Origin of the sequence: Acidiluteibacter ferrifornacis, assembly GCF_009909615.1 — a bacterium.
Lineage (GTDB): Bacteria > Bacteroidota > Bacteroidia > Flavobacteriales_E > Vicingaceae > Acidiluteibacter > Acidiluteibacter ferrifornacis.
The window spans coordinates 311,638-324,610 of the sequence record NZ_WWNE01000005.1 but is presented as its reverse complement, the minus strand read 5'-3'; the positions used below and the strand labels follow the sequence as shown (position 1 = coordinate 324,610).

The following is a 12,973-nucleotide window of genomic DNA, read 5'->3' as shown; positions in this document are numbered from 1 at the left end:
AATCCGCCATTAATGTTAGAAAAAACGGTAATGCATGAAAGCGGGACACCAACAGTCCTGCTTTATCCATTCTCCATGTATTCATTTCTTAAATTTGTCCTTTAATTGACAATTGACGCTCTCTATTAAATTCTAACATAATCAATGAAAATCGTCCACTTACTAGTTCTAGCTGCTTTCTGTTTTATCCAAAGTTTTGCTCAAAATGGATATCCCACTCCACCCAAAACACCAAATCAATTGTTCTATATTCAGCACAGTAACAATTACAATACTTATGTTTATGAAGCGAATATAAGAGCAGGTAAAATTGACGCCTCAAAACCCATCAATGAATACAGGATTGTATATACAGAAGGAGCTGTAAAAAAACCTTTAACAAGCATACAGAAAAAAATGGCCTATGGCATGACCCTACTGGCCAATTCGTCTCAACTTTATGAATTTAGATTAGCAGCCACAGATAAAATCCATTTTTTCTTGACTACTAGCAAAGGAGAACACCCTCAGATGTATGTAGTAATCAACCAACGAAAGCTATACATCGAAAAACTATTTGTCCAATTAGAAGAAGGCTTTTTAAACACGAGCACTGAAGCTAAATACGTCTTATTTTATGGAAGAGACTATGAGTCTGGAGAGGCAGTGGTAGAAAAATTAAAACTTGACTAAAACTGATAGGCTATTTAATCAACTAAATTTTCGATTCAATTCTTCTACAATTTGCTCTATTTTTTTATTTTTAATAGACTTTTCCAATAAAGTAGCAGGAGATTTTCTCACCTCACAATTTTCTATAGCACAACGTTGACACGTCACTCCTACGTCCTTCGTCACAATTCCTTCATCAGCTAAAAAGTGAAGTTTTCTATGTAGTTGTTTATTGATAAGTAACCCAATGCTAATACTACGGTAATGGTTTTCCTTAAATGGATCTTTAGTCGCTGACGAAAATACTAGGTACTTTAAACCATCACTTTTATAGTTAAGAATTTGAACTGCAAACTCATGTTCCTTTTTAGTAGTACTAATACTGTTCAACACTTGTAATGACACCCAACGCCTACAGTAAAATTCATTGGTTTCATTGGCGTGTGGTGAATGCTGATGCGATAAATGCAACTCTTTTTTTAAGTTATAGACATCACTCCCGGCTTCATGAGTAAATCTTAAAAAATAAAGGTTTTGGATGTTGAACTCTTTTGGTAAGATATTGGTCAACCTTTGGTAAAATGATTCTGGTGAAGCATTAAAATCATTAATGGCTTTCAAGAATAAAGTCGTATCAAAAGTTTTCTTTTCAAATATTTCTGTTAGTTGACGTGACAATTTTTCTTTGGATAGAATTAAAGCTCCAGCAAAATAGGATGCATAAAAATTATTCAACACCTGATCAAAAGAATCAAACTTAATCCAAGGAAATGTATAGAGTCGATCTGAAATGTTTAGAAAATTATAGGCAATTTCTTTTGCATAAATAAAAGTGCGTTGGGCTTCATCTATCGCATTAGCTAACAATAAGGTCTTCGTCCTTGGAATAAAAACCGTTCTCAACGTTCCTAAAGCTTCATACTTGTCCAACTCATTCGACTGTATGGAATAACCATACTCTTCCACTAAAATCTCTTCCAATTCTGAAGAGGTTATCGGTTGTTTAAAGTCAATTTGATAGGCCTCCACAAATTTTAACACTTGCTGCTCCAACTCATCAAAATAGTTGTTATTGGCCTGTTGAAAAGATCGCACTGAAGCCAAGAAAAAACTCTCTCTACTAAAACTATAGTTTTGAGCGATTTCGATAATTGTACTGATAAATGCATTTACTTTTGCAGGAGCATTGGCTACGATATCAATCAATGTACTTTCTTTAATTCCAAATAAGTCCAATGGGATTTCTTTCAGAATCTTAGATTGTAATAAATCTCCTATGGGTGCTAAGTTTTTATCTAGCTTTAAAGACACCATTTGGTCGTAGGGAACATCTAATTTCTCAGACAGAATGGAGATTTTATCTGGTTTTGGATACTTTTTCCCATTCTCTATTTCATTTAAATAAGACTTTGACAATCCTGAAAGTTTAGATAATCCGAATAAAGACAAATTCTTCTCAGCCCTTATCTGCTTTAGTTTTAAGCCAAATATAATCTTGATATAATCTTCCTGCATAGATTCAAATATAAGCTTTTTTGCGAACTATATTTTTTTGCGAAAATATACTTTTAACGAACGTTCGCTAGGAATTTTGATTTTTTTGATTTAATATTGTTGAAACAAAAATTAGCTCAAATGGATTCAATAGTATTCAATCGTTCAACGATAAAATTTTCTAAAGAGGTCAGTAACAAGTATCCAAATATTCTAACAGAAGAGGCCTTAACATTTTTAACTGCTTTACACCAAAATTTTAATGAAGCACGTCTAAAATTATTAGATAGGCGAAACAATCAACAAAAAGTATTTGATACTGGTAAATACCCAGAATTCCCTAGAGAAACCAAACATATTAGAGATAGTGATTGGACTGCAAAAAACATCCCGCACGACCTTCAAGATAGAAGGGTAGAAATTACTGGACCGATTGATCGTAAAATGATTATCAATGCGCTGAATTCAGGAGCTAAAACTTTTATGGCTGATTTAGAAGATAGTAATGCCCCAACATGGAAAAATGTAATGGAGGGTCAACAAAACTTGATAGATGCCAGTTTAAAAACAATTTCCTTGGTTGAACCGGCCAAAAACAAGGTATATCAGCTAAAATCCAACACGGCTGTATTGATAGTTAGACCTAGAGGATTACACTTGAATGAAAAACACTTACTGATTGATGGCGTAGAAATTTCAGGTAGTTTAGTCGATTTTGGATTATATGTATACCATAATACAAAAACCCTTTTGAAGAACAATACAGCCCCCTATTTTTACCTCCCAAAACTGGAACATTACCTAGAAGCAAGATGGTGGAATGAAGTATTTGTTTTTGCTCAAAATTATCTTAGTGTCCCTGTTGGAACTTTCAAAGCGACAGTTTTAATCGAAACTATCACAGCAAGTTTTCAATTGGATGAATTTATCTATGAGTTAAAGGACCACATAGTAGGACTTAACTGTGGTAGATGGGATTATATTTTTTCCTACATCAAAAAGTTTAGAAATCACACGAATTTTGTTGTTCCAGATAGAGATCAAGTCACTATGACGACCCCATTTATGGAGGCCTATTCTAAACTAGTGATTCAGCGCTGTCACAAAAGAGGAATATTAGCTATTGGAGGAATGGCCGCTCAAATTCCAATCAAGAACGATGAGGGAGCTAATAATAAAGCTTTAGAAAAAGTACGAAAAGACAAAGAAAGAGAGGTGATGAACGGACACGATGGCACGTGGGTAGCACACCCTGCTTTGGTGGAAGTAGCCATGCAAGAATTCAATAAGCACATGCCCACCTCCAATCAACTAGAGGTTTCATTAAACGATTTAACAGTTACAGAAGCTGACTTAGTAGAACTACCACAGGGAACAGTGACCGAAGCAGGCATTCGTAAAAATATAAACATTGGAATTTTATATACGGAAGCCTGGTTGAGAGGATATGGAGCAGTAGCACTTTATCACTTAATGGAAGATGCTGCGACTGCTGAAATCTCCAGAACACAAGTATGGCAATGGCTTAGAAATGAAGTTGTATTGGACGACGGAAGGAAGTTTAATATGAAATTATACATGGAACTTTATCACGATGAGGTAGATAAAATTATTTCATCAGTAGGTAAAAATGAAATTCCTAAAACAAGATTTATATTGGCATTTGAACTTTTTGACAAGCTAGTTCTATCGGATGAATTTGAAGAATTTCTGACTCTTCCTGCTTATAAGTACCTATAAAAAAGCAATCCTGCAATTGCGGCAACAATTAACAGGATCTAATTATTATTAATCAATAACGTATTTCAAAATTATGAAAAATTTAGCACAAAGTAATTATGACTCCGCTCTAGAAGCAGTAAGAAATCTGAAAGAAAAATATGGATCCACTTGGAATTCAATAGATCCAGAAAATGCCGCCAGAATGATGGCTCAAAACAAGTTCAAAACTGGTTTAGACATTGCCAACTATACTGCTGCTCTTATGAGAAAAGATATGGCAGCATACGATGCCGACCCAACCCAATATACTCAGTCTCTAGGTTGCTGGCATGGTTTCATCGCTCAGCAAAACATGATAGCCATCAAAAAACATCATGGAACCACTGAAAAAAAATACCTCTACCTTTCTGGTTGGATGGTTGCAGCTCTTCGTTCAGAATTTGGACCACTTCCTGATCAATCCATGCATGAAAAAACAGCTGTACCTGCATTAATTAAAGAAATTTACGACTTCCTACGTCAGGCTGATGCAATTGAGCTGAACGATTTATTTAGAAGATTAAAACAGGGTGAAGACGTACAAGATCAAATCGATAATTTTGAAACTCACATTGTACCCATCATTGCAGATATAGATGCGGGATTTGGAAATGAAGAAGCTACCTATCTATTGGCCAAGCAAATGATTCAAGCAGGGGCTTGTGCTATACAAATTGAAAATCAAGTCTCTGACGCCAAGCAATGCGGTCATCAAGACGGAAAAGTAACAGTTCCTCACGAGGATTTTATCGCCAAGTTAAATGCCATTAGGTATGCCTTTCTAGAATTAGGAGTTACTGAAGGTATAATAGTGGCTAGAACCGACTCTGAAGGAGCTGGGTTAACTCAAAAACTACCTGTAAGCCAAGAACCAGGAGATTTAGCAGCGCAATATTTAGCTTTTATTGAAGCAGAGGAAATCGGTATACACGAAGCAAAGGAAGACGACGTTTTGTTAAAAAGAAATGGAAGATTAGTTCGCCCTGTTCGACTACCCAACGGATTATATAAATTTAAAGAAGGAAGTAATATCGACCGTGTTGTGCTAGATGGCATTAGCAGTCTTCAAAATGGAGCCGATCTGCTATGGATTGAAACTCCCACCCCCAATGTTCAGCAAATTGCACACATGGTCAATCGCATCAGAGAAGTGATTCCAAATGCTAAATTAGTTTACAACAACTCTCCATCGTTCAATTGGACACTGAATTTTAGAAAGCAGGCCTACGAAGAATTATTAACTTCTGGTAAGGAAGTAGCTCAATACGATAAAGCCAATTTGATGGACGCCATTTACGATGGTTCTGAATTATGTCGATTAGCAGATGAAAAAATTAGAACTTTTCAAAGTGACGGTGCAAGGGTAGCCGGAATTTTTCATCACTTGATTACACTACCTACTTATCACACCACCGCCCTACATATGAATGACTTAACAGCAGGATATTTTGCTGAAGAAGGTATGCTAGCATATGTAAAAGGTGTTCAACGTCAAGAAATTAGAAAAGGAGTATCTTGTGTGAAACATCAAAGAATGGCTGGTTCAGATTTAGGTGACGATCATAAAACATTCTTTGCAGGAGAGAAAGCGATGAAAGCAGGCGGTGAAAAAAACACCTCAAATCAGTTCGAAACCAATGCTGCATAACAAATCTTCGATGAAGTAATAGTCGGATAGAATCCTTTTTATATCATTTGTATTGTCCGATAATTAAAACCAATCAATACAGTGTGAAGAAAAGAGCATATCTTTAATTAAAATGACGTTTCAATGCAAAATAAAATAACCGGGACTGGAAGTTACATCCCTACGATAATTCAAAAGAATGAAGACTTTCTCTCTCATGATTTTTTTGATGAGCAACAGTTGAAGATTCCTAACTCTAATGAAATAATTATCAAAAAGTTTCAAGCGATTACAGGAATTGAAGAGCGCAGATATGTATCTAGTGATTTACAATCAAGTGATATAGGGACGATAGCTGCAGAAAGGGCAATAAAGAATTCTGGTATTAACCCAGAAGAACTAGACTATATCATCGTTGGACAAAATTTTGGTGATGTTAGCCAAGGGAATACACAGATTGATATGTTACCCAGCATTGCCTCTAGAATTAAGTATAATTTGAAAATTAAAAACCCTAACTGTGTAGCTTACGATGTAATTTTTGGATGCCCCGGATGGTTGCAGGGTGTAATACAGGCAGACGCTTTCATTAAAGCAGGAATGGCCTCTAAATGTTTGATTGTAGGTACTGAAACGTTATCACGGGTAGTCGATCCTTTTGATCGAGATTCTATGATTTATTCTGATGGTGCTGGCGCTTGTATTTTGGAAAAAAATGAGAACAGTAATAGTGGAATATTAAGTTCAGCCAACCAATCATTTACATTGGATGAGGCCTATTATTTGTTTTATGGGAGTTCGTACAATCCTTCTGAAAATCAAGAAACCAAATACATTAAAATGCATGGAAGGAAAATATACGAGTTTGCTCTGAACAACGTTCCCTTGGCCATGAAAACAGCTGTTGATCGAAGTGGTGTGGCTATAGATGCAATTAGTAAAATATTGATTCATCAGGCCAATGAAAAAATGGACGAAGCCATCATCAAACGCTTCTATCTGTTGTATGATAAGCAGATGCCTGAGAACATAATGCCTATGAGTATCCATAAACTAGGAAACAGTTCTGTCGCCACAGTTCCTACATTGTTGGATTTGATTTTGAAAAACCAGTTGAAAGGACATCAAATTGCGGAAGGGGATGTACTCTTAATTGCCTCAGTTGGTGCTGGAATGAATGTCAATGCAGTAGTTTATCGATATTGATATCATTAACTAAATTTCAAAGGAGTTGGTTGAAACTAACTCCTTTTTTTTTGGATGATAACCGAATTGACTCTTAGCATATCATTTTCATGTGTAATTTTCTACCATCTTAAACGCGTTTCAACTTATACATGGACACCATTAAAACCTATAAGAAAGTCAATCCAAACGATGCATTCGTCAGTTTTAGTATTTCTAAAATGGAAGATATATATGTCAAAAGAAACGGACAGGTAGACGAGCCGCATAGACACAATTTTTATACGGTTTTGGTAGTCAATAAAGCCAATGGGGTGCATAGAATTGATTTCAATGAATACCAGATGGGCAACCAACAAATATACTTTGTCGCTCCGGGGCAAGTACATCAAGTTATTGAACATGAGCAATCCTCAGGTTACGCCATGACTTTTTCAACGGAATTTTTAATTGAAAATTCAATTCCATTGTCCTTCATTGAAAGCTTAAACTTATTCCACAATTACGGTCAGAGTCCTCCACTCCTTCCGCCTAAAGAGCAATTTGAGAAGATTCTTAAATTCGGACATGAAATATATGCGCTGCACAAAAGTGAAAGCAATATGAAAGAGTTATCGATTGGTGCCTTTCTCAAATTATTATTAATAGAATGCAATAATATTTGCGCCATAAACCCATTGGACTCCAGCATTGATAGCACAGGTAATTTCACTTTAAAAGCTTTTAGGAACCTCGTAAATGAATCCTATAAGGAGGAACACTCGACCTCTTACTATGCTGAAAAACTTCACATTACTCCCGATCACTTAAATCGAATTGTGAAATCAAGTATCGGAAAAACTGCTAAAGAATATATTCAGACTAGAATTATTACAGCAGCTAAACGGTTGTTGTTTTTCTCTGATTTATCGAATAAAGAAATTGGCTTTGAATTAGGCTTTAGTGAACCTGCTAATTTCAGTGCATTCTTCAAAAAATGTACGTCGCTCTCTCCTACTCAATTCAGGAATAAAGAACACCTTTCTTAGAATATCGGATTTTCATAAGCCTTAACCGATTTCTCATATTTTGAGGAACTCTATTTAGTCCCAACTTTGTCTCAATAATTTTAACAAAGTCTTATGGAACGAAAAGAATTTATCAAAAAGTCGATATTGACAGGTCTTATTGGAGCTATTGCTCCTCAATGGCTCCAAGCAAAAGATGCATTGTCTACAACATCTACTTACGATGAACTCGTCGATCAGGTTGGCTTTAATCATATCCCCAATAAAGAAAATAAAACCATGAATAGAATCATACACAAAGCCGCTACAAGAGGACATGCAAACCATGGATGGCTGGACACGCATCACACTTTTAGTTTTGCCAACTACCGTCACCCAGAGCGGATGAATTTTGGAGTGCTTCGAGTGCTCAATGACGATCAAGTTAGTCCTGGTATGGGCTTCGGAACCCATCCACACGACAATATGGAAATTATTTCAATTCCTCTAGAAGGCGACCTTGAACATAAGGACAGCATGGGAAATGTCGCAGTTATAAAAGAAGGAGATGTACAAGTATTGAGCGCAGGCACAGGAATCTACCATAGTGAATACAACAAGAATAAAGATAAGAAAGTCCAATTTCTACAAATATGGATTTTCCCAAAAACTAAAAACGTAACACCTCGATATGATCAGATTTCAATTCGAGACATTGAAAAAACCAATCAATTCTATCAAGTACTCTCCCCATACAAAGAAGATCAAGGAGTTTGGATCAACCAAGACGCATGGTTTCACATCGGAAAATTTGAAAAAGGTAAATCCGACAACTATGAAATAAAAAAGACTGGCAACGGAGTATATGTGTTCATCCTTGAAGGCTCGGTAGAAGTTAACGGAGAGCAACTCAACAAAAGAGATGGTATGGGAATATGGGACACCCCGAATTTACAAGTAAATGCCATTGATCGTGCGCGCGTATTATTAATAGAAGTCCCAATGAATCTGTAAAATATAATTTTAATTAAATATAGAACCACATGAATACGTATAATAACAACTGGAAGATTGATCAAACGCACTCAGAAGTAGCGTTTAAAGTAAAACACATGATGATTTCCACCGTAACAGGTCATTTTGATGAATTTGATGCCACAGTTGAAACCGCTGATGACAGCTTTAAAAATGCGACCATTAGGTTTAGTGCTAAAACAGCTTCAGTAAACACTAAAAATAAAGATAGAGATGCTCATCTACAATCAGATGACTTCTTCAACTCAGCTGAATTTCCAGAAATGACTTTTCAATCCGAATCGTTTGATGGTGAGGAATTAATCGGTGAATTAACCATTAGAAACAAAACCCAAAAAGTTACACTTTCCGTTGATTTTAATGGTATTGCGGTAGATCCTTATGGACAAACAAAAGCAGGTTTTGAAATAAGAGGTGAAATTAACCGTAAGGATTTTGATTTAACTTGGAGCGCTGTAACTGAAGCAGGTAGTATTGTCGTATCTGATAAAGTCAAACTGCTCATCGATGCCCAATTTGTAAAACAAGCTGATCAATAGACTGACTATACAACAAAAACAATACGTTGAACAACTGTGAAGCCTACCATTAGATGTACTTTTGGTAGGCTATTTTTATGAAAACAACTACTTTGTTTTCTCCTTCCTACTTCTAAATTGTAAAAGTGGTAAGAAAAATAAATGGGATTGAATGAAGCAATCCACTAGATGCTTATATTAGTCATCATTAGTATCCTTTTAACAATGAGTTATATGAAGCACTATTTTAAAGATCTCTATAATTATCACCATGCGACCAATCAAGCCATTGTAAAATTATTGATGGATTACCAGCATCTTGTCACTGAAAGGTCATTGGGCCTAATTTCCCACTCTATCAATGCTCACCAGATTTGGAATGCACGAATTAATGGTACCCAACCCTTCGGAGTTTTTGAAACACATTCTTTAGAAAATATTTCAAAATTTGATACCGCTAATTATCATTCCACTATTGAAATAATAGATTCCACCAATCTTGAAAAAGTTATTGAATACAATAACTCTAAAGGCGAGCCCTTCTCTAATGCGGTTGCAGATATCTTATTCCACATTTCGAACCATCACTCACACCATAGAGGACAACTGATTTCAGATCTAAAAAGTAGTGGAATTCCTAGTATAGTCACCGATTATATATTTTATAAAAGAAAGCCAATTGCTTTATAAGTAGAAAATAGTTCAACCACTTTTAGAATAAAATGCTGCGACTATATAGGCATCAGAAGATATAAAGAAGTAAAAAGAGAGTTTCTAGTACTAATGTATAGTTACCTAAACACAACAATCAAGCAAAAACAAACCATCCATTTGAGCTTTATAGAACCACCCAATTAATAACTCAATCATGTAATTCTCTCCTCTCTTCAATAAATCAGGATAATGTTTATTAAGATCGCTCTAAAACCTGTAATTTGGACCTTCTTTTGCTTAAACCAATAAATGAAACAAACATTCTTTCTCTTTTTACTAATAACTGCCTGTTCGGTAAGCTTTTCGCAAAATAGCTGCAATCTAAAAGGTATTATTACAGACGAGAAAGGAGAACCCATCCCCTACGCCAATATCTTTATACAAGAACTAGCAACGGCTTCCATGGCCAATATTAATGGTCGTTTTGATATTCCTGTAAAGTGTGGAGATTATAAAGTCAACATTCAAAGCGTTGGATACGAAAGTCAAGCCATCTCTATGGATGGAAATTCAGCTCAACTGCAGATTCAGTTAAACCCAATCTCCTATCTTTTTCCTAACGAAAATGAAAGTGCAATTGTTGAAGACCCTTCCTATAACATTATGAGAAAAGCCATCGTTATGGCTCAATATTATCAAAAACAAATTGAAGGGTATCAATCAGACTTATATATTCGCGGGTTTTCTGATGTAGATAATATTCCCAACCTCATTAAAAAGTTTGCAGAAAAAGAAGGATTGGGAGAAGTACAAACAGGTGATTTGGTTGAAAGTATCTTGAACTATTCTTACACCAGTCCCAACACGGTGAAAGAAAAGTATAGTTTTAAAAAAGCTGACTTAATAGACACTACCAAGGCAATTCCTTCCTATATCAATTTGGACTTTTATCAATTAGGGGGACAAGAAGTCATTAACCCAATAAGTAGAAATGCCTTTAAAGTCTATAAATTTGAATACCAAGGCAGTTACATTGAAGACAACAGCACCATTCACAAAATTAAAATTATCCCAAAACGGAAAGGAAGCTACCTAATTAAAGGATTTTTATACATCAATGAAGGTTTATGGAACATCAATCATGTGGATGTGGTGCTCCAAAAGCAGTATTTCCAAGTGGAATACAAACAACGTTACAATGAAATAAAGCCGTTGGTTTGGATGCCTACCAACCACCTCATAAAAGTTTCAGGAAAGGGATTAGGCCTACGGTTTCAATTGAACTACCTAGCAAGCCTGAGTAATTTAACCGTTCAAACGGATTATAAAATAGATGCGAGCATTGATCAAAATTATGAGGCAACAAAAGGTAATTTGGAAAACTACGAGTCGAATATCCTACTCAACAACAGTGCAGAACAGCATAAAATAGAGCAGCTCATCACTAAGGAAACATTGACCAATAGAGAAACCTATAAGCTTGTTCGATTAATCAAAAAGCTGCAAAAAAAGAGGGAACGGAACGATAAGACCAGATCGATGGAAGTGAAATTCATTCATAGCATCAACTATTCGGATAGTGCCTTTAATCAATCCGATAGCGCATGGAAGGCTGTGAGACAGATTCCTCTCTCAGATAAAGAGTTGGAAACTTTTAAATCCATTCGTTCGAATGAAAAGGTCGCCAAAAATGAGTCTGAAAGTACTGCACAACCCAGCTTGCTTAAAGACCTGTTTCTCTTCAATGATAAAATAATCAGTAAAAACAAAAAGCACATCTTTGAGCCAAAGGGTTTATTAATTGGTGCCTTCCCCTACTACAACACCGTAGACGGATTTTTACCGGTCAAATCGCTACTCGATTATACTTGGGACAACCGAAGAGACAAGTTCATTACTATTACACCTATTGTGGGATATGCAGTGGCTCGAAAAACCTATACAGGTAGATTGGAAATTAAATCGCAGTACAATAAAGAGAAAAGAGGACTCATCCATATTTCAGGAGGTAGAAGAACGACTGGTTTTAACCAAAACGACCCCATTTCAGATCGTTTGAACACCATTTCTACCACTTTCTTTACAGGAAACGTGAAGAAACTGTTTCAACACGATTTCGTTAAAATGGACCATCAGATAGATGTCATCAATGGTTTGGTTTTTAGCTTAGGTGGAGAATATGCCTACCGTCAAGCACTCTCCAACAATTCAGACTTTAAGTTGCTCGACATCACCAATAAAGAATACACTCCGAATGTTCCGGAGAACATAGAAGTAACGAATAATCCGAAATTAATCCGAAATAATACAGCGGTCACTTTTCGAGCTAAATTGGAATGGACTCCAAGACAGTTCTACACCTTTAAAGACAATCAAAAGGTGCTTTTAGAGTCCAACTACCCTACTTTTGGAATCGGTTATCGAAAAGGGATTGAAAACGTATTCAATAGCCAAGCAGACTACGATTTGATTAAAATTTCGGTGCAGCAGACCTTTCCTTTCCTACTGTTGGATAAGGTGAACTACTATTTTGAAGCAGGTCGTTTTTTCAATACCAATTCCATCTATTTTGCCGATTATCAGAATTTCAATACAGCCCCTACTTTTGTGATTGACAATCCTAAAATCAATGGGTTTCGATTGTTGGATTACTATGGATTTAATACCAAAGATTACTACCTAGAAAGTCATTTTTCGATTGAAAATGACCACTTATTGTTGAAATTTCTACCGTTTTTGAACAGAACCAATATGGATGAAAAGTTGGAGTTTGGCTACCTGTACTCCGATCGAAACATTCATTATGCAGAGTTAGGACTTTCGTTAACCCAAATCTTTTATTTGATGGACGCGGGAGTATTCGCATCTTTTGAAGATGCTCAATTTGAAAGAGTCGCCGTTAAAGTTGCCTTTTACTTCTTGCAGTAATAGTGAAGCATTTACATCAATACTCAACATGTTGTAGCCTAAAAATTACAATGCCCCTTTGATTTATAAGTCCCTTTATCAGCGCTTTTAATTTTTTATTATCTTGTAGTTTACAAAACCTTAAAACTTAAATT

General features: G+C 35.8%; 10 protein-coding genes. 9 read left to right on the top strand and 1 reads right to left on the bottom strand.

Annotated features, from left to right (window positions below; genetic code table 11):
- Window positions 1-144: 144 nt before the first annotated feature.
- Window positions 145-672, top strand: a complete 528-nt coding sequence (locus GQN54_RS05745) for a DUF4833 domain-containing protein (RefSeq protein ID WP_160632561.1) — start codon at window positions 145-147, stop codon at window positions 670-672.
- Between the two features lie 18 nt (window positions 673-690).
- Here the strand turns inward: GQN54_RS05745 and GQN54_RS05740 are convergent, their stop codons facing one another.
- Complete coding sequence (locus GQN54_RS05740; protein ID WP_160632560.1) at window positions 691-2,166, bottom strand: helix-turn-helix domain-containing protein; 1,476 nt, start codon at window positions 2,164-2,166, stop codon at window positions 691-693.
- Between the two features lie 120 nt (window positions 2,167-2,286).
- Between GQN54_RS05740 and aceB the strand changes: the two genes are divergently transcribed.
- The 8 genes from aceB (at window position 2,287) to GQN54_RS05700 (ending at window position 12,839) form a co-directional block, all read left to right on the top strand.
- Window positions 2,287-3,885, top strand: a complete 1,599-nt coding sequence (gene aceB, locus GQN54_RS05735; protein WP_160632559.1) for a malate synthase A — start codon at window positions 2,287-2,289, stop codon at window positions 3,883-3,885.
- A gap of 73 nt (window positions 3,886-3,958) precedes the next feature.
- Window positions 3,959-5,554, top strand: coding sequence for an isocitrate lyase (locus tag GQN54_RS05730; protein WP_160632558.1), 1,596 nt, complete (start codon window positions 3,959-3,961; stop codon window positions 5,552-5,554).
- A gap of 123 nt (window positions 5,555-5,677) precedes the next feature.
- Entirely contained in the window at window positions 5,678-6,739 is a 1,062-nt protein-coding gene (locus GQN54_RS05725) for a 3-oxoacyl-ACP synthase III family protein (RefSeq protein ID WP_160632557.1), read from the top strand.
- A gap of 131 nt (window positions 6,740-6,870) precedes the next feature.
- Window positions 6,871-7,746, top strand: coding sequence for a helix-turn-helix domain-containing protein (locus GQN54_RS05720; RefSeq protein WP_160632556.1), 876 nt, complete (start codon window positions 6,871-6,873; stop codon window positions 7,744-7,746).
- 258 nt (window positions 7,747-8,004) lie between these two features.
- Window positions 8,005-8,718 carry a pirin family protein gene (locus tag GQN54_RS05715; RefSeq protein ID WP_160632724.1) on the top strand — a complete coding sequence of 238 codons (714 nt, stop codon included), beginning with the start codon at window positions 8,005-8,007 and terminating at the stop codon, window positions 8,716-8,718.
- A gap of 29 nt (window positions 8,719-8,747) precedes the next feature.
- Window positions 8,748-9,278 (top strand): YceI family protein, encoded by a 531-nt coding sequence (locus GQN54_RS05710; RefSeq protein ID WP_160632555.1) that lies wholly within the window; start codon window positions 8,748-8,750, stop codon window positions 9,276-9,278.
- A 213-nt stretch (window positions 9,279-9,491) separates the two neighbouring features.
- The gene (locus tag GQN54_RS05705) at window positions 9,492-9,947 is read left to right on the top strand and encodes a DinB family protein (RefSeq protein WP_160632554.1); all 456 of its coding nucleotides are present in this window, start codon (window positions 9,492-9,494) and stop codon (window positions 9,945-9,947) included.
- A 273-nt stretch (window positions 9,948-10,220) separates the two neighbouring features.
- The gene (locus tag GQN54_RS05700; protein ID WP_160632553.1) at window positions 10,221-12,839 is read left to right on the top strand and encodes a DUF5686 family protein; all 2,619 of its coding nucleotides are present in this window, start codon (window positions 10,221-10,223) and stop codon (window positions 12,837-12,839) included.
- Window positions 12,840-12,973: the final 134 nt, after the last annotated feature.